25 protein-coding genes and 1 riboswitch are annotated in these 26,969 nt (G+C 54.0%); of the genes, 13 read left to right on the plus strand and 12 right to left on the minus strand.

Translation table 11 applies throughout. The features are described 5' to 3' along the window. Positions 1–61 precede the first annotated feature (61 nt). Both hldE and yjeH read left to right on the plus strand, forming a co-directional pair. Positions 62–1,489: a bifunctional D-glycero-beta-D-manno-heptose-7-phosphate kinase/D-glycero-beta-D-manno-heptose 1-phosphate adenylyltransferase HldE gene (gene hldE / locus AC0Z7K_RS12665; RefSeq protein WP_413530357.1), complete on the plus strand. Its 1,428-nt coding sequence runs from the start codon at positions 62–64 to the stop codon at positions 1,487–1,489. Between the two features lie 96 nt (positions 1,490–1,585). Beyond that, a complete protein-coding gene (gene yjeH / locus AC0Z7K_RS12670; protein ID WP_413530358.1) occupies positions 1,586–2,836 on the plus strand; it encodes an L-methionine/branched-chain amino acid transporter in 1,251 nt (416 codons plus the stop codon). A gap of 67 nt (positions 2,837–2,903) precedes the next feature. On the opposite strand, the gene ubiK is transcribed toward yjeH, so the two are convergent. Further along, a complete protein-coding gene (ubiK, locus tag AC0Z7K_RS12675; protein WP_485614690.1) occupies positions 2,904–3,176 on the minus strand; it encodes a ubiquinone biosynthesis accessory factor UbiK in 273 nt (90 codons plus the stop codon). A gap of 132 nt (positions 3,177–3,308) precedes the next feature. After that, a riboswitch (FMN riboswitch) is annotated at positions 3,309–3,484 on the plus strand. Between the two features lie 133 nt (positions 3,485–3,617). Here ubiK and ribB point away from each other — a divergent pair. After that, the gene (gene ribB, locus AC0Z7K_RS12680) at positions 3,618–4,271 is read left to right on the plus strand and encodes a 3,4-dihydroxy-2-butanone-4-phosphate synthase (RefSeq protein ID WP_485614692.1); all 654 of its coding nucleotides are present in this window, start codon (positions 3,618–3,620) and stop codon (positions 4,269–4,271) included. A gap of 250 nt (positions 4,272–4,521) precedes the next feature. Beyond that, entirely contained in the window at positions 4,522–5,310 is a 789-nt protein-coding gene (gene ygiD, locus AC0Z7K_RS12685; protein WP_485614780.1) for a 4,5-DOPA-extradiol-dioxygenase, read from the plus strand. 51 nt (positions 5,311–5,361) lie between these two features. Here ygiD and AC0Z7K_RS12690 read toward each other — a convergent pair whose 3' ends face one another. The 3 genes from AC0Z7K_RS12690 to tolC form a co-directional block, all read right to left on the minus strand. Further along, the gene (locus AC0Z7K_RS12690; RefSeq protein WP_485614693.1) at positions 5,362–6,522 is read right to left on the minus strand and encodes a glutathionylspermidine synthase family protein; all 1,161 of its coding nucleotides are present in this window, start codon (positions 6,520–6,522) and stop codon (positions 5,362–5,364) included. Positions 6,523–6,529: 7 nt separating this feature from the next. After that, positions 6,530–7,198 carry a DUF1190 family protein gene (locus tag AC0Z7K_RS12695; RefSeq protein ID WP_413530362.1) on the minus strand — a complete coding sequence of 223 codons (669 nt, stop codon included), beginning with the start codon at positions 7,196–7,198 and terminating at the stop codon, positions 6,530–6,532. Between the two features lie 196 nt (positions 7,199–7,394). Next, a complete protein-coding gene (gene tolC, locus AC0Z7K_RS12700; protein WP_485614695.1) occupies positions 7,395–8,900 on the minus strand; it encodes an outer membrane channel protein TolC in 1,506 nt (501 codons plus the stop codon). A gap of 227 nt (positions 8,901–9,127) precedes the next feature. Here tolC and nudF point away from each other — a divergent pair, with 227 nt between their 5' ends. From nudF to parE, 5 genes are all read left to right on the plus strand, one after another. Next, the gene (gene nudF / locus AC0Z7K_RS12705) at positions 9,128–9,763 is read left to right on the plus strand and encodes an ADP-ribose diphosphatase (RefSeq protein WP_485614696.1); all 636 of its coding nucleotides are present in this window, start codon (positions 9,128–9,130) and stop codon (positions 9,761–9,763) included. Then, on the plus strand, positions 9,760–10,185 hold the full coding sequence (locus AC0Z7K_RS12710) for a DUF1249 family protein (RefSeq protein ID WP_120133194.1): 426 nt from the start codon (positions 9,760–9,762) through the stop codon (positions 10,183–10,185). The genes nudF and AC0Z7K_RS12710 overlap by 4 nt, the downstream gene beginning before the upstream one ends. A 27-nt stretch (positions 10,186–10,212) precedes the next feature. Then, a complete protein-coding gene (cpdA, locus tag AC0Z7K_RS12715; protein ID WP_413530365.1) occupies positions 10,213–11,043 on the plus strand; it encodes a 3',5'-cyclic-AMP phosphodiesterase in 831 nt (276 codons plus the stop codon). Further along, positions 11,040–11,621, plus strand: coding sequence for an esterase YqiA (gene yqiA / locus AC0Z7K_RS12720; RefSeq protein ID WP_413530366.1), 582 nt, complete (start codon positions 11,040–11,042; stop codon positions 11,619–11,621). The genes cpdA and yqiA overlap by 4 nt, the downstream gene beginning before the upstream one ends. A gap of 117 nt (positions 11,622–11,738) precedes the next feature. Then, entirely contained in the window at positions 11,739–13,634 is a 1,896-nt protein-coding gene (parE, locus tag AC0Z7K_RS12725) for a DNA topoisomerase IV subunit B (protein ID WP_485614697.1), read from the plus strand. Positions 13,635–13,715: 81 nt separating this feature from the next. On the opposite strand, the gene AC0Z7K_RS12730 is transcribed toward parE, so the two are convergent. Continuing rightward, positions 13,716–14,021: a putative quinol monooxygenase gene (locus AC0Z7K_RS12730; protein ID WP_413530368.1), complete on the minus strand. Its 306-nt coding sequence runs from the start codon at positions 14,019–14,021 to the stop codon at positions 13,716–13,718. Between the two features lie 31 nt (positions 14,022–14,052). Beyond that, the gene (locus AC0Z7K_RS12735; protein WP_413530369.1) at positions 14,053–14,640 is read right to left on the minus strand and encodes an NAD(P)H-dependent oxidoreductase; all 588 of its coding nucleotides are present in this window, start codon (positions 14,638–14,640) and stop codon (positions 14,053–14,055) included. Between the two features lie 323 nt (positions 14,641–14,963). On the opposite strand from AC0Z7K_RS12735, the gene parC reads away from it, so the two are divergent. The 3 genes from parC (at position 14,964) to ftsP (ending at position 19,683) form a co-directional block, all read left to right on the plus strand. After that, positions 14,964–17,237: a DNA topoisomerase IV subunit A gene (gene parC / locus AC0Z7K_RS12740; protein ID WP_485614699.1), complete on the plus strand. Its 2,274-nt coding sequence runs from the start codon at positions 14,964–14,966 to the stop codon at positions 17,235–17,237. Positions 17,238–17,454: 217 nt separating this feature from the next. After that, a complete protein-coding gene (locus AC0Z7K_RS12745) occupies positions 17,455–18,192 on the plus strand; it encodes a 1-acylglycerol-3-phosphate O-acyltransferase (RefSeq protein ID WP_413530371.1) in 738 nt (245 codons plus the stop codon). A 75-nt stretch (positions 18,193–18,267) separates the two neighbouring features. Continuing rightward, a complete protein-coding gene (gene ftsP, locus AC0Z7K_RS12750; RefSeq protein WP_413530372.1) occupies positions 18,268–19,683 on the plus strand; it encodes a cell division protein FtsP in 1,416 nt (471 codons plus the stop codon). Positions 19,684–19,749: 66 nt separating this feature from the next. Here ftsP and dkgA read toward each other — a convergent pair whose 3' ends face one another. Then, positions 19,750–20,574, minus strand: coding sequence for a 2,5-didehydrogluconate reductase DkgA (gene dkgA, locus AC0Z7K_RS12755; protein ID WP_413530373.1), 825 nt, complete (start codon positions 20,572–20,574; stop codon positions 19,750–19,752). Between the two features lie 301 nt (positions 20,575–20,875). Here dkgA and AC0Z7K_RS12760 point away from each other — a divergent pair, with 301 nt between their 5' ends. Continuing rightward, positions 20,876–21,817, plus strand: coding sequence for an AraC family transcriptional regulator (locus tag AC0Z7K_RS12760; protein WP_413530417.1), 942 nt, complete (start codon positions 20,876–20,878; stop codon positions 21,815–21,817). 27 nt (positions 21,818–21,844) lie between these two features. On the opposite strand, the gene AC0Z7K_RS12765 is transcribed toward AC0Z7K_RS12760, so the two are convergent. The 5 genes from AC0Z7K_RS12765 to AC0Z7K_RS12785 form a co-directional block, all read right to left on the minus strand. After that, positions 21,845–22,504 (minus strand): DedA family protein, encoded by a 660-nt coding sequence (locus AC0Z7K_RS12765; RefSeq protein WP_413530374.1) that lies wholly within the window; start codon positions 22,502–22,504, stop codon positions 21,845–21,847. Between the two features lie 226 nt (positions 22,505–22,730). Continuing rightward, complete coding sequence (metC, locus tag AC0Z7K_RS12770; RefSeq protein ID WP_485614701.1) at positions 22,731–23,924, minus strand: cystathionine beta-lyase; 1,194 nt, start codon at positions 23,922–23,924, stop codon at positions 22,731–22,733. A gap of 181 nt (positions 23,925–24,105) precedes the next feature. After that, positions 24,106–25,398 (minus strand): TRAP transporter large permease, encoded by a 1,293-nt coding sequence (locus tag AC0Z7K_RS12775; RefSeq protein WP_485614703.1) that lies wholly within the window; start codon positions 25,396–25,398, stop codon positions 24,106–24,108. A gap of 13 nt (positions 25,399–25,411) precedes the next feature. Further along, a complete protein-coding gene (locus AC0Z7K_RS12780; protein ID WP_413530377.1) occupies positions 25,412–25,924 on the minus strand; it encodes a TRAP transporter small permease in 513 nt (170 codons plus the stop codon). A 61-nt stretch (positions 25,925–25,985) separates the two neighbouring features. After that, positions 25,986–26,963, minus strand: a complete 978-nt coding sequence (locus AC0Z7K_RS12785) for a TRAP transporter substrate-binding protein (RefSeq protein WP_413530378.1) — start codon at positions 26,961–26,963, stop codon at positions 25,986–25,988. Positions 26,964–26,969 lie beyond the last annotated feature (6 nt).

Genomic DNA, 26,969 nt, shown 5'->3' on the forward strand with positions numbered 1-26,969 from the left:
GGTGTGATATTATCCGCCGCACTCTTTTTATGTCTGGTTTTACCTGTTTTGGAGTCTTGGGATGAAAGTGACTTTGCCTGATTTTCACCGTGCCGGCGTGCTGGTGGTCGGTGACGTAATGTTAGACCGCTACTGGTATGGCCCGACCAACCGTATTTCACCGGAAGCACCCGTGCCGGTGGTCAAGGTGAATACCATCGAAGAACGCCCAGGCGGCGCGGCTAACGTAGCGATGAATATTTCGTCCCTCGGTGCTTCTTCCCGTCTGATCGGTCTGACCGGCGTGGACGATGCGGCTCGCGCACTGAGCGAACGTCTGGCGGAAGTGAAGGTTCACTGCGATTTCGTGGCATTGCCGACGCATCCGACCATCACCAAGCTGCGTATTTTGTCGCGTAACCAGCAACTGATCCGCCTCGACTTCGAAGAAGGTTTCGAAGGCGTCGATCTGCAACCGATGCTGACTAAAATCGAGCAGGCTCTGCCGGAAAGCGGGGCGCTGGTGCTGTCAGATTATGCCAAGGGCGCGCTGACCGAAGTGCAGAAGATGATCCAGCTGGCGCGCAAAGCGGGCGTTCCTGTTTTGGTTGATCCAAAAGGCTCTGACTTTGAACGCTATCGCGGTGCAACGTTGCTGACACCTAACTTGTCAGAATTCGAAGCCGTGGTCGGCCGCTGTAAGAATGAAGACGAACTGGTCGCGCGTGGTATGCAGCTGATTGCTGATTTTGAGCTGTCAGCGCTGCTGGTGACCCGTTCCGAACACGGTATGACGCTGTTGCAGCCGGGCAAAGAGCCGCTGCATCTGCCGACCCAGGCGCAGGAAGTGTATGACGTAACCGGTGCCGGTGACACGGTGATCGGCACGCTGGCGGCTGCGCTGGCGGCAGGGAATACTCTGGAAGAATCCTGCTTCCTGGCCAACGCCGCCGCAGGTGTGGTGGTCGGTAAGCTCGGCACATCCACCGTGTCTCCGGTCGAACTGGAAAACGCCATCGGTGGCCGTTCGGACGTCGGTTTCGGCGTAATGACGGAAGAACAGTTAAAAGCGGCTGTGGCGATGGCGCGTCAGCGCGGCGAGAAAGTGGTGATGACCAACGGCATCTTCGACATTCTGCACGCCGGGCACGTTTCCTATCTGGCGAACGCCCGCAAACTCGGCGATCGTCTGATCGTCGCAGTGAACAGCGACGCGTCCACCAAACGTCTGAAAGGCGAAACCCGTCCGGTCAATGCGCTACAAAACCGCATGATCGTGTTGGGTGCACTAGGCGCCGTGGACTGGGTGGTCTCATTTGAAGAAGATACCCCGCAGCGCCTGATCGCCGGGATCTTGCCGGACCTGCTGGTCAAAGGCGGCGACTACAAACCGGAGCAAATCGCCGGTTGTGATGAAGTCTGGGCCAACGGCGGCGAAGTCCGCGTGCTGAACTTTGAAGACGGGTTGTCTACGACCAAGATCATCAATCAGATCAAAGCGCAGGACTGATTCTGTCATCCGCGCACTGACCGAAGGGCTTATCTGATAAGCCCTTTTTCTTTATCGAAATTTCAATTCAGAACCCAAAACGGAAGTGACTCTGTTGTGAGCGGCTTAAAACAGGAACTCAGTCTGGCGCAGGGCGTCGGTTTGCTTTCCACTTCATTGCTCGGCACCGGTGTGTTCGCGGTGCCCGCGCTGGCGGCGCAGCTGGCGCAAAACGACAGCCTGTGGGCGTGGCCGGTGCTTATTCTGCTGGTGTTTCCTATTGCCATCGGCTTCGCTGCGCTCGGGAGACATTTTCCCAGCGCGGGCGGGGCGGCCCATTTTGTGGGTAAAGCCTTCGGGCCGCACATGGCACGCGTGACCGGCTGGTTGTTTTTATCGGTGATCCCGGTTGGTTTACCTGCTGCGTTGCACATCGCCGCCGGCTTCTGGCAGGCAGCGTTTGGCTGGAGCAGCGAAAATCTGCTGCTAGTTCAGCTTGGTACGCTTTTGGTGATCTGGTTCCTTGGCACGCGCAGCGCGGGTTCGAGCGCCAATATTCAGACGCTGATTGCGGCTCTGGTGATTGCTCTGGTCATCGCCATCTGGTGGAAAGGCGATATTACGCTGCCGGAAATTCCGTTGCCGGCCATTCGGGATATCTCGCCATCAAACCTGTTTGATGCGCTGGCCGTGATGTTTTGGTGCTTCGTCGGGCTGGAAGCGTTCGCCCATCTGGCGACAGAATTTCGTAACCCGGAACGGGATTTTCCGCGTGCTTTACTCATCGGTATGCTGGTTGCCGGAGCCGTCTACTGGGGCTGTACCGTGGCGGTGCTGAAATTCCATGCGTGGGGAGAAGGGCGGGAAGCGGGCGCATCACTGCCGGGTATTGTGGTGCAGCTGTTCGGGCAAAAAGCGTTGTGGGTGGCCTGCATCATTGGCTATCTGGCCTGCTTCGCCAGCGTAAATATTTATACTCAAAGCTTCGCGCGGCTGGTGTGGTCGCAGGCGCAGCTCAAGCCGCAAAGCAGGCTGGCGCAGCTGTCCTCAGAGCGGGTGCCGGTTGCCGCACTGAATCTGGTCGTCGGTTGCTGCGTGCTGTTCACGCTGCTGATTTACTGGCTGCATCTGCCACTCGGTGCGCTGATCACTTACGCCAATGGGATCTTCATCCTGATCTATCTGCTGTGCATGCTCGCCGGGGCGCGGATCCTCAAAGGCCGTTCGAGGTGGATGGCGATGCTCGGCGCGGTATTGTGCTGCGTATTGCTGGCAATGGTGGGCTGGAAAGCCGCGTACGCGCTGATGGTGTTTGCCGCGCTCTGGCTACTTTTACCGCGTGCTAAAACGGTGCTTCACACACGGTAACTGTCTGAGAGCGAGACATAAAAAAGGCCTGCTGAGCAGGCCTTTATCGTTTCTGACGAGCGGAAAATCAGACCGGGTCTTGCGGTTTTTCGGCGTCGGTCAGTTTACTTTCCAGTGCGGCCAGACGTTGTTCCAGCGCGGTCAGTTTTTCGCGGGTGCGCAGTAAAACCTGAGTCTGCACGTCAAACTCTTCGCGATTGACTAAATCCATACGGCTGAACTGTGCCTGCAATACCTGACGGATTTTCTTCTCGGCATCTTCACCAAATTCGCGGATCCCTTTCGGCATAGACTCGTGAACCTGGCGGGCAATTTGTTCAATTTTTTTCGGGTCAATCATGTTATTTCCTTTTCTCGAAGGAGGTGCTTTTGCTTAGTGTAATCGCAGATGACGTTTCTATAAACCTTCCGGGGCACTAATTGGCCAATCCGCAGGATTGCTCTGGTCATTTATTGGCGTTATAGTTGATTTGCTTATTCTCAGGGCGGGGTGAAAGTCCCCACCGGCGGTAAACCACAGAATATCGGAAGGATCTTAATCCCTTCCACGTGGAAGCCCGCGAGCGCTCAATCCTTCGGGATTAGAGGTCAGCAGATCCGGTGTAATTCCGGGGCCGACGGTTAAAGTCCGGATGGGAGAGAGTAACGATTCAAGCCGGGCAAAATTTGTCCGCTGCGTTATTTTTTATAACTGTAGCACGCCATCAGGCCGCTGCAGCTAGCCTCCTCAAGACGCCCTGATTCTGGTAATCCACATACAGAACATGAGGTTATTTTTACCATGAATCAGACCCTACTTTCCGAATTCGGTACACCTGCTGAACGTGTTGAGCGTGCTATTGACGCCATTCGTAACGGCGTTGGTGTGATGGTGCTGGATGACGAAGATCGTGAAAACGAAGGCGATTTAATCTTTGCCGCCGAAAACATGACCGTTGCACAAATGGCGCTGACTATTCGCTACGGCAGCGGCATCGTGTGTCTCACCATGAACGAAGACAGCCGTAAAAAGCTCGACCTGCCGATGATGGTGGAGAACAACTCCAGTCAGTTCCAGACGCCTTTCACCGTGACCATTGAAGCGGCTGAAGGCGTAACCACCGGCGTTTCTGCCGCTGACCGTATCACCACCATCCGCACCGCTATTAAAGACGGCGCTAAACCTTCTGACCTGAGCCGTCCGGGGCACATCTTCCCGCTGCGCGCACAGGCGGGCGGCGTGCTGACCCGTGGTGGTCACACTGAAGCATCCATCGATCTGGTGACGCTGGCCGGCCTCAAACCTTTCGGCGTGCTGTGCGAGCTGACCAATGACGACGGCAGCATGGCACACGCGCCAGAAGCCATTGTTTTTGCGAAACAACACAATATGCCAGTAGTGACCATTGCCGATCTGGTGGAATATCGCCAGGCGCAGACCCGTCAGGCCAGTTAACTGTTGGCGGTATTGTATAGAAAAGGTCGCTTATGCGGCCTTTTTGCTTTTTATTGCTGATTTTTGTCTGAACGGATGCTGTTAATAAAATCCAGCCAGACTGCCTTTGATTTTTCCCTTCAAATTTATTGAACATCTCCTTCATGGTTATCCGGCTGTAACCCGTACTGAAAAAGAGTACCGTATTTTCATTACGCGGCAATCCGCTGGTGAGCGCCGCTCTCTTTTATTTTGCGGTAAGGAATTTATGATGACGACTCAACGTATGCCCGCACTTTTCTTAGGCCACGGCAGCCCGATGAACGTGCTGGAAGACAACATCTACACCCGTGCCTGGCATACGCTGGGCGAAACATTACCCCGGCCAAAAGCGATTCTGGCGGTGTCAGCCCACTGGTTTACCCGTGGCACGGCGGTGACGGCGATGGAAAATCCGCGCACTATTCATGACTTCGGCGGTTTCCCGCAGGCGTTGTTCGACAAGCGCTATCCGGCACCGGGTTCGCCTGCGCTGGCAAAACGCGTGCAGGAGTTGCTCAGCCCGGTGAGTGTGCTGGCGGATACCAGTGAATGGGGCTTTGACCACGGCACCTGGGGCGTACTGATTAAGATGTATCCTGATGCCGATATCCCGGTAGTTCAGCTGAGTATTGACGGCACACAGCCGCCGGAATATCACTTCGAGCTTGGCAGAAAACTGGCCGCGCTGCGTGATGAGGGTGTGATGATTGTCGCCAGCGGCAACGTGGTGCATAACCTGCGGATGGTGAAATGGGACGGTAAGGGCGAGCCTTATCCGTGGGCGATCACGTTCGATCAATATGTGAAAGATAATCTGAGCTGGAAGGGCGACACGAAGGATCATCCGCTGGTGAACTTTATGGATCACGAAGGCGGTGCGCTTTCTAATCCGTCACCGGATCATTATCTTCCGCTGTTGTATGTGCTGGGGGCGTGGGACGGCGTTGAGCCGGTGACTCAGCCGACCGAGGGGCTGGTGATGGGATCGCTCTCAATGCTTTCAGTTCAGGTGGGCTGAATCGGAAAATAAAAAGGATAATGATTTTTTCATTATCCTTTCTTACGCTTTTTAGCCGACGATGGTGTGCGGATAGAAACGTGACAGATCCTGAGTGATCAGAGCTTTGTCTTCGCGGATGCCGATCCCGCAAGGCTGATCGTTCACCAGCCAGCTGCCGATCAACACATAGCTGCCGTCAAAAACCGGAAGCGGGTGGAACTGCTGCACAATCATGCCTTCCGCGCCGTACGGGCCTTCCACGCTCGCGACTTCCTGACCTTTCTCGATCACCTTAATATTTGCGCCTTCGCGGGAAAACAGCGGTTTCACCACATAATGATCCAGTTCCGGATGCGCATCATCTGCGAAGTATGCCGGTAACAGATTCGGGTGATCCGGGAACATTTCCCACAGCAACGGCAGTAAGGCTTTATTCGAGAGAATGGCTTTCCAGGCCGGTTCCAGCCAGCGCACACCGGCATCTTCCAGCTTGGTGGCGAAGATTTCGCGGAACATAAACTCCCACGGATACAGCTTAAACAGGTTGGAAATCACCTGATCCTGAGGATCGGTAAACTGGCCGCGTTCGCCCAGACCGATCTCTTCGATATACAGAAACTCGCTGGCCAGTTCCGCTTCCAGCGCACAGTCTTGCAAATATTGCACGGTGCCGCGATCTTCTTCGGTGTCCTGACAGCAGGCGATGTGCAGCAGTGAAAAACCGTGTTGATTTTTCAGCCCGGCAAAACGCTCAATCAGCTTTTCCTGCAAACTGTTGTACTGATCGGCATCCTGCGGCAGGTTACCGGCCGCGATTTGGTCTTCAAGCCACAGCCATTGGAAGAACGCCGCTTCGTACAATGAGGTCGGCGTATCGGCGTTGTTTTCCAGAAGCTTTGGCGGATTGACACCGTCGTAAGCGAGATCCAACCGCGAATACAACGAAGGCTGCTGGGTACGCCACGAACTGCGGACAAATTCCCAGACATGTTTTGGGATCTGGAATTTGGCCATCAGCGCATCGTCACCCACCACGCGTTCGACCACTTTTAAACACATCTGGTGGATGTCGGCGGTAGCGTCCTCGATCTCTTCGATCTGCGCCAGCGTGAACTGATAATAAGCATCTTCACACCAGTAGGGTTCGCCATACATGGTGTGAAAATTGAAGCCAAATTCCGTGGCTTTTTCGCGCCAGTCCGGGCGCTCGGTGATCGGTAAACGTTTCATGTGCCTCTTAGCCACCCATGCTGCGGCCAGCACTGCGCGGAGCGGCAGTTGAGTTGCGTTGCATTGACGTTTGTTTCGCTACGCTTTCGCCAAAGCCGCCACGGGTGATGGTTTTGGTGACAGCCGGTTTCGGTGCCATCGCGGTTTTCGGCACGTTCATGGTACGGCCACCCGCGGTTGCCGGGCCGTAGTTTTTACCTGTCGCATCGACGAATTTGCCGTTCGCCGGGCTGGCCGGGTTTTTAGAGCTGAAAAGTGGCTGCTGCGCATAAGCGCCGCCGCTCATCATGCGGCCCATCATGTAACCCGCCATCAGCGGCATCCACATGCTGCCGCTGCTCTGGCCTTCGGCAGAAGCCACACCGGACTGCGCTGGCGTCTGCGTACACTGGCCTTCGCCGAATTCGGCAATACAGTCTTCACGTGAGGCGTATTTCGGTGCGGTTTTTTCGGCGTCTTTCTTCGCTGCATCATAGGCTGCGACGCATTGCGCGCTGCCAGACGGATTCGCTTTAGAGCAGTCGTCTGCGTTCTGATACAAAGACACCGTTTCATCGGTTTTCTCACAGCCTGACAGCATGAATACAGCGCCGACAGCCAGTGCGACAGGAGTGATTCGAGCGCTACGCCATGATTTACGGAAGGTAGCGAGGTTGACGTGTTGTGTCCGTTTCATCGTTCTTATCCCATATGCAGGGCTTTTTTGCCCTTTCCCAGTAGGGCTTAAGGATAGGGGAAACAGGGTGATTGTTAAAGCAGCGCAGGCCAATTGTTACCAGACTTTACAGAGGGACGTGACCAAGGCAAAAAAAAGCAGCCTTTTCAGGCTGCCTCAGGGATTTACGCTCAACAAAAATGGCGACTTTTCAGGATCAGTTCTGGAAAGGATTGCCGCTTTTTTTGGTGGTATTGGTATTGGTGGTGGTTGTTGCGCTGGCTCTTTCAGTGCGTGGCGCCGCTGCCTGCGTGCCGTCACTGTTATAACCGTCAGCCGCAGCATCCTGGTTTGGCGTTTCAGGCGCTACCTGATCCGGTGCCGTCGGAACCGGTTTACCCAGCGCACCATTGAGTGCCAGAAGATCACTTTCGTTCAGTGTTCCCAGCGCTGATTTGATGTTCAGCTGGTTAATCAGATAGGTATAGCGCGCACTGGAAAGCTGTTGCTTGGCGTTGTACAGCGTGGTGGTCGCGTCCAGCACATCAACGATCGTACGGGTACCGACCTGGTAACCGGCTTCCATCGCATCCAAAGAACTTTGCGCAGAGACAACGGCTTGTTTGTAAGCGTTGATACTGCTGATGGACGCAGAGATATTGTTGAACGAAGAACGTACGGTCTGCACTACGCTGCGGTGCGCGCTTTCAAGCTGCTCGCTGGCGCCTACAAAGTTGTACTGGGCCTGTTTCACCTGAGAGGTGACAGAACCGCCGCTGTACAGGGGCAGGGAGAAGCTCAGGCCAATTTTGTTCTGGCCTGCATCGGCATCCTGATAGCTGGATGCGCCACCGGTTTTGTCGCCGTTGTACTTGGTGTTGCTGATGCCGGTAGAGGCAGTCAGATCCACGGTCGGCATGTGGCCGGTTTCAGCATAACGGATTTGTTCACGAGCTAAATCTTGTGACAGACGCGCAGACAGCAAGCTCAGGTTGCGGCTTTCTGCTTCTTTCAACAGTGTGGCGACCGGCTGCGGACGCGTGGTGTTGAAGTTGTCGACGTTCAGGGAAGACAGCTGCGGATAATAAGTGCCGGTCACCTGACGGAGGGATTCCAGTGCGTTATCCAGGTTATTGCGCGCAGTGACTTCATTGGCCAGCACAGTATCGTATTGTGAACGGGCGTTCTGCACGTCAGTGATAGCCACCAGACCCACGTTAAAACGCTGAGTGGTTTGATCTAACTGGCGATAAATAGCCTGTTTCTGCGCTTCGGTATAGGAGAGTGAATCGATTGCACTCAATACGTTAAAATAAGCTGTTGCAGAATTGAGGATCAAAGACTGTTGATCAGTCTGATAAGACACGTCCTGAATACCTGCGGTTTTTTCCTGCAGGGTCAGCGCGCGCCATTTTGACATATCAAAAAGGGTCTGCGTTAATTGCAGGCTGGCACTGCCAACATTGCTGTTTACGCCATTTGCATCGCGGTAGCCATTGGTATAACCATAATCCGCACCCAATCCAAGTTGCGGTAATAAAGGACTGCGGCTTTCGTTAATTTTTTCGAATGCGGCATCCCGGTCAGCAGCTGATTTACGCAGGTCCGGGTTACTCGTCCTGGCTTGCTGATAGACCTGCATCAGGTTTTCGGCCTGGCTCATCGCACTAAAGCCGCCCAGGCTGAGTCCGATGAGAAGGGGGAGCAGTTTCTTCATTTGCATTCCTTGTTGTGCAGCAATGTTGTTATGTATGGTGAGGCAGTCAAATACTCGAATAGACGCGGATTCTAGCAGAGTCAGGCTAAAGGGGCGGTTGGCTTAACGTGCCTTCCCAACTGAATGAGCCTAAATCTATCACAAACAACCTTGATTATTATTAACGCATTTTCATCAAATTGACCTCAAAAGGCGATAATTTACCTTTGTGAGGTATTAAAGGAGAACGCTCCATGTCTTCATTCAACAATTCACCGGTAAGTTTCGGCAAAGATGATGTAGAAATTATTGCACGTGAGACACGATATAAAGGTTTTTTTTCTATTATTGCATATCGGTTTCGCCATCGTTTGTTTAATGGAGAAATGAGCGGCGAGGTGGTACGTGAAGTTTTTGAACGCGGGCATGCGGCCGTGTTATTACCTTATGATCCTGAGCGGGATGAGGTGGTGTTGATCGAACAGATCCGCATCCCATGTATTGATTCCAGTGATACCCCATGGCTTCTGGAGATGGTCGCCGGTATCATTGAAGAGGGCGAAACGGTAGAAGAAGTCGCCCGTCGCGAAGCGCTGGAAGAAGCGAACATTGTGGCGAAACGTTGCAAACCGGTGCTGAATTATCTTGCGAGCCCCGGTGGTACCAGCGAACGTCTCTCCATTATGGTCGGTGAAGTCGACGCCACCACGGCAGAAGGAATTCACGGTCTGGAAGCAGAGAATGAAGACATCCGGGTACACGTTGTGAGCCGCGAACAGGCTTACCGCTGGGTGGAAGAAGGAGCGATAGACAATGCGGCATCAGTGATTGCTCTGCAATGGCTGCAACTGCACTATGAATCCCTGAGAAAAGAGTGGGCCAACGAATGATTAAGCGCTATACCCCTGATTTCCCTGAAATGATGAGATTGTGCGAAACTAATTTCGCACAGTTGCGCCGTTTAATGCCGCGCACAGATGAGCCTGGCGAAACAGTGACATATCAGGTGAGTAGCGCCACGTATCGCCTGACGATCCTTGAATCGACGCGCTATACGTCACTGGTAGAAATCAAGCAAACCGCACCTGCGGTCAGTTACTGGAGTTTACCGTCGCTGACGGTTCGCCTTTATCACGATGCGATGGTGGCGGAAGTGTGTGCAAGTCAGCAGATCTTTCGCTTCAAAGCACGCTATGATTATCCTAATAAAAAGTTGCATCAGCGTGATGAAAAGCATCAAATTAACCAGTTCCTTGCGGACTGGCTGCGTTATTGCCTTGCGCACGGAGCGATGGCAATTCCGGTTTGTTAGACAGACTTCAATAACAAAGGAAACGATTTGGAAAGCCTGTTTAAACTGCCTTTGGTAAATGGGGCCAAAGTCAGAGTTCTACAGATTACCGATACCCATCTTTTTGCCGGTGAAGATGAAACGTTGTTGGGCGTGAATACGTTTAACAGCTATCGCGCCGTGCTGGACGCTATCAAGGCGCAGCAGCGTGAAGTCGATATCATCGCGGCGACAGGGGATTTGGCTCAGGATCAGTCGGTGGCGGCATACCATCAGTTTTGCCGTGGCATCAGTGAACTGCCTGCGCCTTGTGTCTGGCTTCCCGGAAACCATGATTTCCAGCCTGCCATGTTTGACACCTTGCGTGACGCCGGGATCAACCCGTCGAAGCATGTACTGCTCGGCGATCGCTGGCAAATCATTCTGCTCGATACGCAGGTGTTTGGCGTGCCGCACGGTGAGCTGAGTGAATATCAGCTGGAGTGGATGGAGCGCTGTCTGAAGGCTTATCCGGATCGCTTTACCCTGCTGATGCTGCATCACCATCCGTTACCGTCGGGTTGTACCTGGCTCGATCAGCACAGTCTGCGCAACGCGCACATGCTGGCGAATACGCTGTTGAAATATCCGAAAGTGAATACGCTGCTGTGTGGCCATATTCATCAGGAACTGGATCTCGACTGGTATGGCCGTCGCCTCTACGCCACCCCATCGACCTGCGTTCAGTTCAAACCGCACTGCACCAATTTCACCATTGATACCGTTGCGCCGGGCTGGCGTTATCTGGATTTATATCCGGATGGCCGCGTAGAAACGCAGGTATTCCGTCTCGAATCCACCGAGTTTCACCCGGATACGGAATCGGACGGCTACGAATGAACACCCTATTGTACCTGCATGGATTTAACAGCTCTCCCGACTCGGCCAAAGCGACATTGCTGAAAAACTGGCTGGCGGAACATCATCCGCATATCGACATGGTGGTGCCGCAGTTGCCGCCGTATCCGTCCGAGGCCGCCGAGTTGCTGGAAAGTCTGGTGATCCAAAAAGCCGGTAAAAAGTTGGGCATTGTAGGGTCGTCGCTGGGCGGATATTACGCCACGTGGTTATCACAGTGTTTTGCCGTACCGGCGGTAGTGGTGAACCCGGCAGTCAAGCCGTATGAGCTGCTGATCGACTTTCTCGGGCAAAACGAGAACCCCTACACCGGCCAGCAATATGTGTTAGAGTCACGCCACGTTTACGATCTGAAAGTGATGCAGATCGAACCGCTGGAGTCGCCGGATTTACTCTGGTTATTACAGCAAACGGGCGATGAAATTCTCGATTACCGTCAGGCTGTGGCATATTACACCACCTGTCGTCAGACGGTTGAACCCGAGGGAAATCATGCATTTGTCGGCTTTGAGCGCTATTTTTCGCCGATTGTCGATTTCCTCGAACTGGCCGCAGACTAACATTGCAGGGTGACGTTTCTCCCCGGATGTAGAGCGTCTGCGTGCTGCCAGTGATTTTCCTCCCGCCCACATACTGTATCGTTAGCCCACAAACCTATGAGCCACGAATAATCAACGATGAGCCAATCTACTTATAACGCGGATTCCATAGAGGTCCTCAGCGGACTCGAACCGGTGCGCCGCCGTCCGGGCATGTACACCGATACCACCCGGCCAAACCACCTCGGCCAGGAAGTGATTGATAACAGCGTGGATGAGGCATTAGCCGGCCACGCTAAACGTATCGAAGTCATTCTGCACGAAGACCAGTCTCTTGAAGTCATCGATGATGGCCGTGGAATGCCGGTGGATATCCACGCGGAAGAAGGCGTGCCTGCCGTCGAACTGATTTTCTGCCGTCTGCACGCGGGCGGTAAATTCTCTAACAAAAACTACCAGTTCTCCGGCGGCCTGCATGGCGTCGGGATTTCGGTAGTCAACGCCTTATCCAGACGCGTCGAAGTGGCGGTAAAACGCGGCGGCGAAGTGTATGAGATGGCGTTTGAAAACGGCGATAAAGTCGAAGATCTGCACGTCACCGGCACCTGTGGAAAACGCAATACCGGCACCAGCGTTCACTTCTGGCCAGACGTCAGCTTCTTCGACAACCCGCGTTTTTCGGTCAGCCGCCTCAGCCATTTGCTGAAAGCCAAAGCCGTACTGTGCCCCGGTGCTGAGATCATCTTCAAAGATAAGGTGAATAACACCGAACAACGCTGGTGTTATGAAGACGGGCTGACCGACTACCTGATGGAAGCGGTCAACGGCCTCATCACCTTGCCGGAAAAAGCCTTTGTCGGTGCATTTGCCGGTGATATCGAAGCAGTAGACTGGGCACTGCTGTGGCTGCCGGAAGGCGGCGAACTGCTGACCGAAAGCTACGTCAACCTGATCCCAACCATGCAGGGCGGTACACACGTCAACGGCCTGCGTCAGGGGCTGCTCGATGCGATGCGCGAGTTCTGTGAATTCCGCAACATTTTGCCGCGTGGCGTAAAGCTTTCTGCGGAAGATATCTGGGAACGCTGCGCTTATGTGCTCTCGGTGAAAATGCAGGATCCGCAATTCGCCGGTCAGACCAAAGAGCGTCTCTCTTCACGTCAGTGCGCCGCGTTCGTCTCCGGCGTGGTGAAAGATGCCTTCAGCCTGTGGCTGAATCAGAACGTCCATGCGGCAGAACAGCTGGCGGAACTGTGTATTTCCAGCGCTCAGCGCCGTTTGCGCGCAGCGAAGAAAGTGGTACGTAAGAAGCTGACCAGCGGCCCTGCGCTGCCGGGGAAACTGGCGGACTGTACGTCGCAGGATCTGAACATGACCGAACTGTTCCTGGTGGAAGGGGATTCCGCAGGCGGCTCGGCCAAACAGGCGCGCGACCGTGAATATCAGGCGATCATGCCGCTCAAGGGTAAGATCCTCAATACGTGGGAAGTCTCTTCCGATGAAGTGCTTGCGTCGCAGGAAGTACACGATATTTCCGTGGCAATTGGTATCGATCCGGACAGCGAAGACCTGACGCAGCTGCGTTACGGCAAAGTCTGTATTCTTGCGGATGCGGACTCCGACGGCTTACACATCGCCACGCTGCTGTGCGCACTGTTTGTCCGTCACTTCCGATCTCTGGTGCGCGGCGGCCACGTGTATGTCGCTATGCCACCTCTTTACCGTATCGATCTGGGCAAAGAAGTGTTCTATGCGCTGGATGAGCAGGAAAAAGAAGGCGTACTGGATCAGCTCAAACGCAAGAAGGGTAAGCCGAACGTCCAACGCTTTAAAGGGCTGGGTGAGATGAACCCATTGCAGCTGCGCGAAACCACGCTTGATCCGAATACCCGTCGTCTGGTTCAGCTGACCATCGATGAGAATGATATCGACCAGACGCTGCGCATGATGGATATGCTGCTGGCGAAGAAACGGTCTGAAGATCGCCGTAACTGGTTACAGGAAAAAGGCGATACCGCCGAACTGGACGTCTGATCCCCTCAGATTGCGCCATAAAAAAATGCCGGACGCTTTGCAGCGCCGGCATTTTTGTTTTAAACGAAGTCAGATTTAGGATCAGGCTTTTTCGATAATATGGATCACCACATCCAGCACGTCGGCTTTGATGTTTTCACGGTGCTTGTCCATGTGCGGTGCCTGCTGATGCGCTTCGAGATGCGCCAGGCTCTCCCAGTCTTCCAGCATGAAAATGGAATCAGGAACGGTTTTACGCCACGGGATCTGGCCGTTGAAATCAATGTAAGGCTCATAGCGGTGGCAGCCTTTCTCTTCGAGAACGCTTGGCAGCAGCGCGGTAATTTTTTCCATGACCGCATCGCGGCGGCCCGGTCTTACTTTGATTTCGGCGATAACAGTGATCATAACTACCTCATTACACGAATGACTTTTTACCTTAGGCCTGACCGAACACATTTTCAAGGTGCGCGCGGTAACGGGCGAAATCACCTTCGATATCGGGCTGCTTAATCACGTCGTTACACATGAAGGTCGGCAGTGTGTCCAGACCAATGAACTGGTTGGCTTTATGCTGTGCCAGATAGACACCGTCAACGCCCACGCCGTGGAAGAACTGCTCTTTATCCTCGAACGCCTCCAGTGGCGCATTCCAGGTCACGGAAAGCATGTAACATTTGCCCTGCAACAGGCCGCCGGAACCGTATTTTTTTGCACCGTCTGAACGGGTACGGCCATCGCTGGCGTAGAGTTTACCGTGGCCTTCGGTGAAGATTTCATCGATGTACTTTTTCAGCGTCCACGGCATGCCCATCCACCAGCCCGGTTGCTGATAAATGATGGCATCGGCCCACAGGTAGCTGTCGATTTCAGTCTGAACGTCGTAACCCTCTTCAAGTACGGTCACGCGTACGTCATGCCCGGCATCGCGCAGGAAGCTGGACGCGACGTCGGTCAGGCTATTGTTCAGTGCGCCTTTTGAGTGGGCAAAGGTTTTGCCGGCGTTAATAATCAGGATGTTGCTCATGGGGTTTCCTTAAAATGAATTCTGGCTGTCAGGCTGTTGTCACATAGTGTACTGAACTCTGCATAGCGAAAAAATGTGATATTGCGCACAAGACTATTGACCCAGATGCAATAATCGCCCGATTTGCCCGACAAATTCGCCAGTTCGGCCGGCTAAAACTGGTTAAAAACAACGCATAAACACAGCAACTGTGACAGGAATACGGCAGATGATGTACTATCGCGGACATCATTGCCTCGCGGCGGGTGCCTTTGCGCGCCTGCGGGGGCAAGCTTCCTTAATTTCCAAAACGATAACGCCACGGGTCTGAGGATTAAACATCAATGAGCGAAATGACTCATGACGGAACAGAGCGTTTAGCACTGCACACGTTTACTGAGAACGCCTATCTCAACTATTCCATGTACGTCATCATGGACCGCGCGCTGCCGTTTATCGGTGACGGCCTGAAGCCGGTACAACGCCGTATTATTTATGCGATGTCCGAACTCGGCCTGAGTAATAACGCTAAATTCAAGAAATCCGCGCGTACCGTCGGTGACGTGCTGGGTAAATATCATCCGCACGGCGATAGCGCCTGCTACGAAGCCATGGTGCTGATGGCGCAGCCCTTCTCTTACCGTTATCCGCTGGTTGACGGGCAGGGGAACTGGGGGGCACCGGATGACCCGAAATCCTTCGCCGCGATGCGTTACACCGAATCGCGCCTGTCGAAATATGCCGAAGTGCTGCTGCGCGAGCTCGGTCAGGGTACGGTGGATTATGTCCCGAACTTTGACGGCACTATGCAGGAGCCGAAAATGCTGCCTGCGCGCCTGCCCAACATTCTGCTAAACGGCACCACTGGCATCGCTGTGGGTATGGCGACGGATATTCCGCCGCATAACATCCGTGAAGTTGCCGCGGCTGCCGTCGCGCTGTTGGAAAAACCGGGCAGTTCACTCGATGATCTGCTGGAATTCGTGCAGGGGCCAGACTTCCCGACCGAAGCCGAAATCATCACGCCGCGCAGCGAAATCCGCAAAATGTACGAATCGGGCAAAGGCTCGGTACGCATGCGTGCGGTCTGGCACAAAGAAGATGGCAGTGCGGTGATCACCGCGTTGCCGCATCAGGTCTCCGGTGCGAAAGTGCTGGAGCAAATCGCCAGCCAGATGCGAGCCAAAAAGCTGCCGATGGTCGAAGATCTTCGTGACGAATCCGATCACGAAAATCCGACCCGCCTGGTGGTGGTGCCGCGATCCAATCGTATCGATCTCGATCAGGTCATGAATCACCTTTTCGTAACCACCGATCTGGAACGCAGCTACCGCATCAACATGAACATGATCGGGCTGGATCACCGTCCGCAGGTCAAAGGGCTGGTGGAAATCCTTACCGAGTGGCTGGCCTACCGCCGCGATACCGTGCGTCGCCGCCTGAATTTCCGCCTCGATAAGGTTCTGAAACGTCTGCATATTCTCGAAGGTTTGCTGATAGCCTTCCTGAACATTGATGAAGTTATTCACATCATCCGTACCGAAGATGAACCAAAGCCTGTGCTGATGCAGCGTTTTGAGCTGTCTGATACGCAGGCCGAAGCGATCCTTGAGTTGAAATTACGCCATTTGGCTAAACTCGAAGAAACCAAAATTCGCGGTGAGCAGGATGAGCTGGCGAAAGAGCGCGATCAGTTGCAGGCATTGCTGGGCTCAGAACGTAAACTCAGCACCCTTATCCGTAAAGAAATTCAGGCCGATGCTGAATCCTTTGGCGATGACCGTCGCTCGCCAATCATTGAGCGTGAAGAAGCTAAAGCGATGAGCGAGCACGACTTCGTGCCATCCGAACCGGTGACTATCGTACTGTCTGAATCTGGCTGGGTGCGCAGCGCCAAAGGCCACGATATTGATGCCTCCGGTTTAAGCTATAAAGCCGGTGACAGCTTCCGTGCGGCCGCCAAAGGTAAAAGCAATCAGCCGGTGGTGTTTATCGACTCCACCGGGCGCAGTTACGCGCTGGATCCGATGACGTTGCCTTCCGCGCGCGGGCAGGGCGAGCCGCTGACGGGTAAGCTTACGCCACCGCCGGGTGCGACCATTGAACATGTGATCATGGCACAGGACGAGCAGAAACTGCTGATGGCTTCCGATGCCGGTTACGGTTTCGTGTGTACCTTCAACGATTTAGTGGCGCGTAACCGTGCCGGTAAAGCGATGATTACCTTGCCGGAAAATGCCAAAGCCTTTGCACCCATTGAGCTTAATGGTGCGGATGATATGCTGCTTTCCGTGACCGCCGCTGGCCGTATGCTGTTGTTCCCGGTGGCGGATTTGCCGCAACTGTCGAAAGGCAAGGGTAACAAAATTGTTTCAATCCCTTCGGCGCAGGCCGCTTCCGGTGAAGATAAACTCGCCTGGTTGCTGGTTCTGCCGCCGCAGACGTCGATCACCCTGCACGTTGGTAAGCGCAAACTGCTGTTGCGTCCTGAAGATTTGCAGAAGTTCCGTGCGGAACGCGGGCGCAAGGGAACCCTTCTGCCACGCGGCCTGCAACGGATCGATCGCGTCGAAGTGGATGCGCCTGCCCGCAGTAAAGGCAGCGACAGCGAAGAATAACGCGCTGACTCAACGGCACGGACAGGGCACATTTGTGCCCTGTCTACGTTCTGGCGTTCACCTGTTGTTTGAGACTGTTGTGCAGTGCAAAGATTTTACATTTGTATAAACAAAACCGTTGTATAGCGTCGAATCAGGCTTGAGAATAGTTCGGCGCACAGGGATCACAACTGCACAGGTTTCTTACCGGCTTCGGCTGTAGTTTTATGAGGATGTTATGTTATTTATTTTACGACTGATAATCGTGGTGATTTACTCGATTCTGGTAAGTTTTTTTGGCTGTATCTATTGTCTGTTCAGCCCGCGTAATCCGAAACATGTGGCGACATTCGGAAAGTTATTTGGAAATCTGGCCCCGGTGTTTGGCCTGACCGTTGAAAAGCGTATTCCCGCTGAGGCGCCGAACAACGGTAAATGCATTTACATCGCCAACCATCAAAACAATTACGATATGGTGACCGCCTCGTCGGTTGTCATGCCCGGTACCGTCACCGTCGGTAAAAAAAGCCTGGTCTGGATCCCTTTTTTTGGTCAGCTTTACTGGCTTACCGGCAACTTGCTGATTGACCGTAACAACCGCGCGAAAGCCCACGGGACGATTTCGCAGGTTGTGAGCCAGATTAAGAAAAAGAACCTGTCGATCTGGATGTTCCCTGAAGGAACGCGCAGCCGCGGTCGTGGCCTGATGCCGTTTAAAACGGGCGCTTTCCACGCAGCGATTTCAGCCGGGGTGCCTATCGTGCCAATTTGCGTCTCAAACACCAATGGCAAAGTGAAACTCAACCGCTGGTCCAACGGCCACGTCATTGTTGAGATGCTGCCGCCTGTTGATACAACCGGCTACACGAAAGATCGTTTGCGCGAATTATCTGAACACTGTCACAAGCTGATGGCGGATAAAATTGCCGAGCTGGATGCCGAAGTGGCGCTGCGCGAAGCTGCAGAAAAAAAATAAAAATCATTACATACCCCATTAAAACCCGCTGCCATTGATGGCGACGGGGCCTACTTTTGTTTTCATGGAGAAGATATGTCACTCAGTCGTCGCTCGTTCCTGCAAGCCTCCGGCGTAGCTCTTGCCGCAGGTGCTCTGCCATTGAAAGCAGAAGCGAGTGGTTCGCAACCGGCCTTGCCTGTTCCGCCGCTGCTAGAATCGCGTCGCGGGCAACCCCTGTTCCTCACGTTGCAATCCGCCCACTGGTCGTTCCTCGGCGGTGCCAAAGCGCCTGTCTGGGGCATCAACGGCATGTATCTCGGACCGACGGTGAAAGTGCACAGTGGGGATGACGTGAAGCTGATTTACAGCAACCGTCTGACAGAACCGGTGTCGATGACCATCAGCGGTCTGCTGGAACCGGGCACACTGACCGGCGGTGGCGCACGCATGATGTCACCGGGCGTTGACTGGTCGCCGGTATTGCCTATCCGCCAGCCAGCGGCGACGTGCTGGTATCACGCCAATACGCCAAACCGCATGGGACCTCACGTCTATAACGGGCTGGCAGGAATGTGGATTGTCGAGGATGAAATCAGCAAAAATCTGCCGTTGCCGAATCATTACGGCGTCGATGATTTCCCGCTGATCATTCAGGACAAACGTCTGGACGGTTTTGGTGTGCCGCAATACGACACACCCGCGTCGGGCGGCTTCTTCGGCGACACCATGTTGGTGAATGGGGTGCAAAGCCCGTTCGTCGAAGTCTCACGCGGCTGGGTACGTTTGCGTTTACTGAATGCGTCCAATGCGCGTCGTTATGAGCTGAGCATGAGCGACGGTCGCCCGTTCCACGTAGTGGCTTCCGATCTCGGCTTCCTGCCTGCACCGATGACCGTGCAGCGCTTATCCCTTGCCCCCGGCGAGCGCCGCGAAGTGCTGGTGGATATGTCCCAGGGTGAAGAAGTATCGATTACCGCCGGTGAAGCAGCGGGCGTGATGGAGCGTCTGCGCGGGCTGTTTGAGCCATCGAGCATTCTGGTATCCACGCTGGTGCTGACGCTCAAACCGACCGGCCTGCTGCCGCTGGTAACGGACAATCTGCCGATGCGTTTACTGGCTGACCAAATTCTTTCCGGCAACGTGATCCGCACCCGTGACCTGCGCCTCGGTGACAGTCAGCCGGGCGTGAACGGTGCGATGTGGGACATCAACCGTATTGACCTCACGGCTCAGCAGGGGACGTGGGAGCGCTGGACAATACACGCGGACATGCCGCAGTCGTTCCATGCGGAGGGCGTGTCTTTCCTGGTGAAAAGTGTCAACGGTGCCGCGCCGCTGGTGGAAGACGCCGGATTCAAAGATACGGTCTGGGTCGATGGCGAAGTGGAGCTACTGGTGTATTTCAACCAGCCGTCGTACGAGCATTTCCCGTTTGTGTATCGCAGCGGCGCGCTGGAACTGGCGGATCGCGGTTCAGCGGGCAATATGCTGGTTCAGCCGTCGATGTAACGATTGTGATAGCCAAAAAACAAAACCCGCCTAGGCGGGTTTTTTAGTTTTCAGAACACAGCAGGATTACAGCCCTTTTTCAGGATCTGGCCCCAGACGGTGCTCTTTATCCAGTTTGGTCACTTCCGCCAGCTCTTCCTTTTCCAGTTTAAAATCAAACACGTCGAAGTTTTCGCGGATGCGTTTTGGTGTGACAGATTTCGGGATAACGATCAGCCCGTTATCCAGATGCCAGCGGATCACGATCTGCGCCGGTGTTTTATCGTATTTATCCGCCAGTTTCTGAATCAGCGGCTGATCGAAAACGCCTTCGCCACCTTGTGCCAGAGGGCTCCAGGATTCGGTGGCGATATTGTGCGTGGCATTCCAGGAATGCAGCTGACGCTGTTGCATCAGCGGGTGCAGCTCAATCTGGTTCACCACCGGGAAAATCCCGGTTTCATCTTTCAGTTTCTGTAAATGGGCGAGCGGGAAGTTACACACGCCGACGCTTTTCGCCAGACCCTCTTCTTTCAGCTTCAGCAGGGCTTTCCATGCTTCAACATAATTGCCCTGTTGCGGTTGCGGCCAGTGGATCAGGTACAGATCGACATAATCGGTTTGCAGTTTTTTAAGGCTGGTTTCCAGCGCTTGCGGTGCATTCAGCTGATCGTCATTCCACAGTTTGGTGGTGATGAACAACTCTTCACGAGGAACGAGGTTAGCGGCAATCGCTTCGCCAACGCCTTCCTCATTCTTGTAAATGGCGGCGGTATCGATATGACGATAACCGGTTTCGATGGCGGTTTTTACCGCCGCGGTAGCATCCTGATTACTGGCTTTCCATACGCCAAGTCCTAACTGAGGCATCAGGTTGCCATCGTGAAGTTTTATGATGGGTTGAGTTGCCATGAGTTTCTCCTAATGGGCGGACCTTAATTGACATCGTGCCCGCTGAAATACGCAGGCACAGACAGAAATGGGGCTTTAGCCTGAGACTAAGTCTAGTTAACGAAACGGCATCTTGCTGAGCAAGCTACTGATTTTATTTTCAACTAGCCGATCAAATGACGGTTTTTACTGTACGTCCAAACTGCCGCCCGGGAGATGCTCAATCCTGCTTAAGCCTTGCCTGTTTCTGCTTGTCTCTGTAGAAACGATGGCGGATATGGCACTATTAATGCCGGTTTATCGGAAACGGGATGAAGATAATATGGAAAACGTGGACAGCTTATGTGCCCGTATGTCGGCACGTGTCGCGCAGCTGAGCGGTGACAAAATACTCAGTAAATCGGCGGTGCCTCAAGTCACGCTGATGTACACCACGCAGTACCATGCGCGCCAGCCGGTGCTCTATAACCCCGGCGTGGTGATCCTGTTTCAGGGAAGCAAAGTCGGCTATCTCGGCAAAAAAACCTTCTCCTACGATCCGCATAATTATCTGATGCTGACGGTGCCGCTGCCTTTCGAATGCGAAACCTTCGGCAGTCCGGAACAGCCGATGGCCGGTATTCAGATCAGTATTGATAACCTGATGTTGCAGGATTTGCTGATGGATATAGGCGATGAGGCGATGGCGCATCAGCGCGAGTCTTCCACAGGGATTAATTCCGGTGTTTTAGATGATGACATCCTGTGTGCGACCGAACGTCTGCTGGATGTGATGGATAAACCGCTGCACGCCCGTGTACTTGGGCCGAAAATCATCCGCGAGATTTTGTTCTTTATTCTGACCAGCGAAAATGGCGGGGCATTGCAGGCTCTGGTGAACCGCCATACGCACTTCAGCCAGATCACCAAATCCTTGCGCCGCATTGAAGCTCAGTATGCCGATAATCTCAGCGTCGAAATTCTGGCGAGTGAAGTGAACATGAGCGTTTCGGCGTTTCATCACAACTTCAAAGCCGTGACCAGCACGTCGCCGTTGCAATACCTGAAAACCTATCGTCTGCATAAAGCGCGCATGATGATGATTTATGACGGAATAAAAGCCAGTTCGGCGGCATTACAGGTGGGTTACGAAAGCGCGTCGCAGTTCAGCCGCGAGTTTAAGCGTTACTTTGGTGTAACCCCGAGCGACGAAATTGCGCGCCTGAGGGAAGGCCATTTCGGTGCAGTGGCCGTCGCCGACGCATCATTTAAAGCAGTATTCTAGCCGGTGATAATAGAGAACTGAGTGGCCTCAGGCGTGGGCTTTGCGGTTTTTCCACAGCACCACGAGACCGCCTGCGAGGCCAATCACCAATAGCAGCACCGGTAAAATCATCAGCCCGGCCATGACCTGATCTTCATGACGTTTCACCAGAGGAATGTGGCTCATGGCAAAGCCCAGCGTAATCACCACACCTACCCACAGGATGGCGCTCAGCCAGTTAAAGAACTGGAAACGCGCGTTATTCAGACCGGAGATCCCGGCCATGGTCGGCAGCAGCGTGCGTACAAACGCCAAAAAACGGCCCGCCAACAGCGCCATCAAACCGTGCTCAGTGAACATCCGGTGGGCTCGCTGATGATAATGCGCCGGTAGCTGCAACAGCCAGCCTTTCACCACGCGTGTATGACCAAGCCATCGCCCCTGAATATAGCTCAGCCAGCAGCCTAGGCTGGCTGCGATCACCAGAATAATCAGCGTCGGGAAAAAGCTCATTACACCTTTGGCGATGAGCGCACCGGTCAGCAGCAGCAGGCTGTCGCCGGGCAAGAAAGAGGCGGGAAGCAATCCGTTTTCAAGGAACAGCGTGGTGAACAGGACAGCGTAAATAACCCAAAGCAAATTGGGGTCGGCGAGCATAGTAAAATCATGCCGCCAGAGTGCATGAAAAATGTCGCAAATCACTGCCATATTCTGTCCTGTTGCTGTTCGTGTACCGTACGTAAAGATCGTTATCGCTTACAGTGTACCGTGGATCCCGTTCTGAGACGTTGATCTGAGGCTACTTCAAAAAATCTCATGCCCTGAGATTGATTCATCAGGGCTATGAGTAGAGCTTACAGATTATTCTCATTATACGAATGAAAATCCGACAGATACCTTAACGATCTGCGCAGTCTGTCGCAATCCCTGTGTCTCAGACGGTGGCAATCCGTTCAAATGCCGCAGTCAGATCGGCGATCAAATCATCACAGTGCTCAAGACCGATATGCAGGCGCACCAGCGTACCGGTGAAATCGACGGTTTCTGCCGGGCGGATGGCCTGAATTTCTTCCGGCTGATTGGCCAGAACCAGCGATTCAAACCCGCCCCAGGAATACGCCATGCTGAAATGTTCGAAGTGATCGAGATAGTCTGAAAGCTGTTGTTTGCTCAGGCGCTGTTTCAGTACGAACGAGAACAAGCCGCAGCTGCCGGTAAAATCACGCCTCCAGAACTCATGGCCTTTGCTGCCCGGCAATGCCGGATGATTCACCACGGCGACTTCCGGACGCGTCGCCAGCCACTGCGCGATATGCAGACTGCTTTCTGCATGCTGCTTCAGGCGAATGCCCATGGTACGTAAACCGCGACTGGCGACGTAAGCCGTATCGGCGTCGACCATTTGCCCCATCAGATAGGAATGCTCGCGCAGCTGCTCCCAGCAACGTGCGTTGGAAACAGCGGTGCCGATCATTGCATCGGAATGCCCGACGATATATTTGGTGCCTGCCTGAATCGAAATATCGATATCAAACTCCAGCGCCTTAAACAGAATGCCCGCCGCCCAGGTATTGTCGATCATGACGACGACGTCCGGGGACACCGCACGTACCGCTTTGACCATCGCCGGAATATCCGGCACTTCCATAGTGATCGAGCCCGGTGATTCGAGGAACACGACTTTAGTGTTGGGTTGCATCAGCGCTCCCAACCCGGCGCCGATGTCTGATGGGAAGTAGGTGGTTGAAACACCCAGTTTTTTCAGCACTTTTTCACAAAAATCCTGCGTTGGCTCGTAAGAAGAACCGGCCACCAGAATGTGGTCACCGGCGCTGACAAACGACAGCACCGCATTGCTGACCGCCGCCGCACCACACGGATAGAGCGCGCAGCCCGCGCCACCTTCCAGCTCGACCATCGCTTCCTGTAATGAGAAATGCGTCAGGGTGCCGCGGCGGCCGTAAAACAGCTCGCCGTTGGCGCGATTGGCGGTGGCGTATTTTTTCTCAGCCACCGTTTCAAATACCAGCGATGACGCGCGCTGGATCACCGTATTCACTGAACCCTGCGTGAATTTCTTGTCCCGCCCGGCGCTGACCAGCGCGGTTTCAATTTTCTTAGACGACATAATCCGTATTTCACCCTGATTGATTTTGGAGAGCGGCGCGCTGACGCGTCGGCTGATATGTCTTTAACTTAACATGAGGAATTTCAGGGATCTGTCTTTTGCCCGGTGAATGAAAAAATTTCAGACAAAAAAAAGCCCGTTCGCAGAACGGGCAGAGGAGAAACAAGGCACAAAGGAAAAGTTAACCCGTATAAACACCAAACAATTTGGGCAGGAATAGCGAAATCTCAGGAACATAGGTCACCAGCATCAGCACTACAAACAGCACGCAGTAGAACGGCAACATGGCTTTGACGACTTTCTCGATGCTCTGCTTACTAACTGCGCTGGCAACAAACAGCACCGAACCGACCGGCGGCGTAATCAGCCCGATCCCCAGGTTGACCAGCATGATCATCCCAAAATGTACCGGATCGATGCCGAGCGATAGCACCACCGGCAGCAGCACTGGTGTCAGGATCAGGATGATCGGCGCCATGTCCATCAGCGTGCCGATCAGCAACAGCATGATGTTGATACACATGAGGATCACGTATTTGTTATCGGAGATCGAGGTGAAGAACTCGGTGATCCGCATAGGCAACTGCATATAGGTCATCACCGCGCCGAAGCTGGCGGCAAAGCCAATCAGGATCATGACGATGCTGACCGTTTTGACCGTGCGGTACATCAATTTTGGCAGCTCGTTCCACTTGTAATCGCGGTAGATAAACATGGTGACGAAGAATGACCACAGGCAGGCGATAGCGGCGGATTCGGTCGCGGTGAAAATCCCGCTAAGAATACCGCCCATGATGATGACCACTGTCATCAGCCCCCACAGCGTGTCGATGAAAATCTTCAGCGCCTGGCGGAACGGCACGCGCTCGCCTTTCGGATAACCGCGCTGATGGGCAAACACTACGCACATCACCATCAGCGTCAGGCTGAGCAACAAACCGGGCAGAATACCGGCGATGAACAACGCGGCTATTGAGACCGTACCTCCGGTCGCCAGCGAGTAAATCACTGAGTTATGGCTCGGTGGTGTCAGGATCGCCTGCACCGAACCGCTGGCGGTGACCGCAGCGGCGAAATCGCGTGGGTACCCTTTTTTCTCCATTTCCGGGATCATCACCGAACCGATCGACGCGGTATCTGCCACCGACGAGCCGGAGATCGCACCGAAAAACGTCGAAGCAACAATGTTGACCAGCGACAGTCCGCCGCGAATAAACCCGACAAAGATGTAGGCAAAACTCACCAGCCTGCGGGCGATGCCACCTTCGGCCATGATCGCGCCCGCCAGAATAAAGAACGGGATCGCCAAAAGTGAAAACTTGTTTACGCCGTTGGTCAGCTGGATCATCAGTGCCTCAAACGGCAGGTCGATCCACCAGGCACCGGCCAGCGCGCTGAGGCCGACGGCGTACGCTACCGGCACGCCGATAGCCAGCATCACCCCCAGCGTTAATAATAAAATGAGTGCGTCCATAAACGTCTCCGGGTCAGGCGTCGGAATTGCCCAGTATCACTACCGGGCGCTGATGCTGCGGTCCGGCGATGATCTGCTCAATGATAAATAAAATTGTCAGGGCGGATCCTATCGGCAGCGGCAGATAGGTTTCACCGGCGGTGAGCAGTGGGAACTCCGCTACCGGTTGTGTCCAGAGCTCGCTGCACAGATGCATGCTGTACCAGAAGATGAAAATACTGATGGCCAGCATCATCAGGTCAGACAGCAGCGCTGAGAACTTTTTCAGGGCAGGGGGCAGACGGTCGGTGACCATCGCCACCACGATGTGAGAGCCAGCGCGGTAGCTGACGGCAGCGCCGATAAAGGTGAACGTCACCATGCACATGATGGCGACCGGTTCAGGCCACGACAGTGCGCTGTTCATAACGTAACGTGCGAAGATCCCGATGGGGATCACTGCCACCATCAGCAATAGCGCAATCCCGGCGAGCCACATTGCAGCGCGGTAAAGGATGTCCATCAGGGTGTGATATCCGGAAATCATTAGGCTTCCCCCGGTGAGTGTCGGAAAAGGGCAGCGGTCGCTGCCCGAGCAGAGACAGTGTTTACTGAACGTCAGCGATTTGCTGCATCAGCTCTTTATGGTCTTTGCCGAACTCATCGCGCACGGACTGTGTGGCTTGCACATAAGTCGCCGGATCGATTTCGTAGAATTTCACGCCACCCGCTTTCATCGTGGCGAGGGCTTTCTCGTTATAGGCTTTCCACAGTTCGCGCTGCTCATCCTGCGCTTCTTTCGACAGTTTGAGGATCAACTGCTGGTCTTCAGGTTTCAGCTTGTCCCACTTCACTTTCGAGTACAGGAACAGCTCAGGGATAATGAAGTGGCGGCTGTAAGTATAATTCTTCACTACTGGCAGATAGTTGTGCGCGACGAACGTCGGCGGATTATTTTCGGTACCGTCGATCACGCCGGTTTGCATTCCGCTGAACACCTCACTGACGCCCATCGCCACCGGATTCGCCCCCATAGCTTTCAACGTGGCCAGTGCAATCGGGCTGCCCTGAACGCGGATCTTCATTCCTTTAAGATCTTCTGGTTTTACTACCGGCTCTTTGGTGATCAGATTACGCGTACCGCCGTCCATCCAGCCGAGGAACACCAGACGCGAATTCGGGTTGTTAGTGATTTTGTCTCCGATCTCTTTGCCAATCTGACCATCAAGCACTTTGTGCATGTGGTCTTCATCACGGAAAATATAGGGCAGGGTGAACACGTTAATTTCCGGCAGTATCGAGGCAACCGGCGTCATTGACACACGAATGATATCCAGCGCGCCGAGCTGAGCCTGCTCGATTTCCTGCTTTTCATCGCCCAGCACGCCGCCGGGGAAGGTTTTGATTTCAAGACGTCCGTCGGTTTGCTCTTTCAGCTTCTCGCCCATGTGCTGGACAGCAACCACGTTTGGGTAGCCCTGCGGATGCACATCGGCGGCTTTCAGCGTTTGTGCCGACAGGCCGGAGGTAAATAACAGGGTGGCGGAACTCAGGCAAAGGCTGAGAAGTGCTTTTTGCATTTTCATCAGTTT

This window comes from Rahnella sp. 1L-D-7-B-C2, assembly GCF_057290995.1.

What these genes read in the sequence shown, in the direction of transcription:
- hldE (WP_413530357.1), top strand. Translation starts at nt 62, where the DNA reads ATGAAAGTGACTTTGCCTGATTTTCACCGTGCCGGCGTGCTGGTGGTC.
- ubiK (WP_485614690.1), bottom strand. Translation starts at nt 3,176, where the DNA reads ATGATTGACCCGAAAAAAATTGAACAAATTGCCCGCCAGGTTCACGAG.
- ribB (WP_485614692.1), top strand. Translation starts at nt 3,618, where the DNA reads ATGAATCAGACCCTACTTTCCGAATTCGGTACACCTGCTGAACGTGTT.
- ygiD (WP_485614780.1), top strand. Translation starts at nt 4,522, where the DNA reads ATGACGACTCAACGTATGCCCGCACTTTTCTTAGGCCACGGCAGCCCG.
- AC0Z7K_RS12690 (WP_485614693.1), bottom strand. Translation starts at nt 6,522, where the DNA reads ATGAAACGTTTACCGATCACCGAGCGCCCGGACTGGCGCGAAAAAGCC.
- AC0Z7K_RS12695 (WP_413530362.1), bottom strand. Translation starts at nt 7,198, where the DNA reads ATGAAACGGACACAACACGTCAACCTCGCTACCTTCCGTAAATCATGG.
- tolC (WP_485614695.1), bottom strand. Translation starts at nt 8,900, where the DNA reads ATGCAAATGAAGAAACTGCTCCCCCTTCTCATCGGACTCAGCCTGGGC.
- nudF (WP_485614696.1), top strand. Translation starts at nt 9,128, where the DNA reads ATGTCTTCATTCAACAATTCACCGGTAAGTTTCGGCAAAGATGATGTA.
- AC0Z7K_RS12710 (WP_120133194.1), top strand. Translation starts at nt 9,760, where the DNA reads ATGATTAAGCGCTATACCCCTGATTTCCCTGAAATGATGAGATTGTGC.
- yqiA (WP_413530366.1), top strand. Translation starts at nt 11,040, where the DNA reads ATGAACACCCTATTGTACCTGCATGGATTTAACAGCTCTCCCGACTCG.
- parE (WP_485614697.1), top strand. Translation starts at nt 11,739, where the DNA reads ATGAGCCAATCTACTTATAACGCGGATTCCATAGAGGTCCTCAGCGGA.
- AC0Z7K_RS12730 (WP_413530368.1), bottom strand. Translation starts at nt 14,021, where the DNA reads ATGATCACTGTTATCGCCGAAATCAAAGTAAGACCGGGCCGCCGCGAT.
- AC0Z7K_RS12735 (WP_413530369.1), bottom strand. Translation starts at nt 14,640, where the DNA reads ATGAGCAACATCCTGATTATTAACGCCGGCAAAACCTTTGCCCACTCA.
- parC (WP_485614699.1), top strand. Translation starts at nt 14,964, where the DNA reads ATGAGCGAAATGACTCATGACGGAACAGAGCGTTTAGCACTGCACACG.
- AC0Z7K_RS12745 (WP_413530371.1), top strand. Translation starts at nt 17,455, where the DNA reads ATGTTATTTATTTTACGACTGATAATCGTGGTGATTTACTCGATTCTG.
- ftsP (WP_413530372.1), top strand. Translation starts at nt 18,268, where the DNA reads ATGTCACTCAGTCGTCGCTCGTTCCTGCAAGCCTCCGGCGTAGCTCTT.
- dkgA (WP_413530373.1), bottom strand. Translation starts at nt 20,574, where the DNA reads ATGGCAACTCAACCCATCATAAAACTTCACGATGGCAACCTGATGCCT.
- AC0Z7K_RS12760 (WP_413530417.1), top strand. Translation starts at nt 20,876, where the DNA reads ATGGAAAACGTGGACAGCTTATGTGCCCGTATGTCGGCACGTGTCGCG.
- AC0Z7K_RS12765 (WP_413530374.1), bottom strand. Translation starts at nt 22,504, where the DNA reads ATGGCAGTGATTTGCGACATTTTTCATGCACTCTGGCGGCATGATTTT.
- metC (WP_485614701.1), bottom strand. Translation starts at nt 23,924, where the DNA reads ATGTCGTCTAAGAAAATTGAAACCGCGCTGGTCAGCGCCGGGCGGGAC.
- AC0Z7K_RS12775 (WP_485614703.1), bottom strand. Translation starts at nt 25,398, where the DNA reads ATGGACGCACTCATTTTATTATTAACGCTGGGGGTGATGCTGGCTATC.
- AC0Z7K_RS12780 (WP_413530377.1), bottom strand. Translation starts at nt 25,924, where the DNA reads ATGATTTCCGGATATCACACCCTGATGGACATCCTTTACCGCGCTGCA.
- AC0Z7K_RS12785 (WP_413530378.1), bottom strand. Translation starts at nt 26,963, where the DNA reads ATGAAAATGCAAAAAGCACTTCTCAGCCTTTGCCTGAGTTCCGCCACC.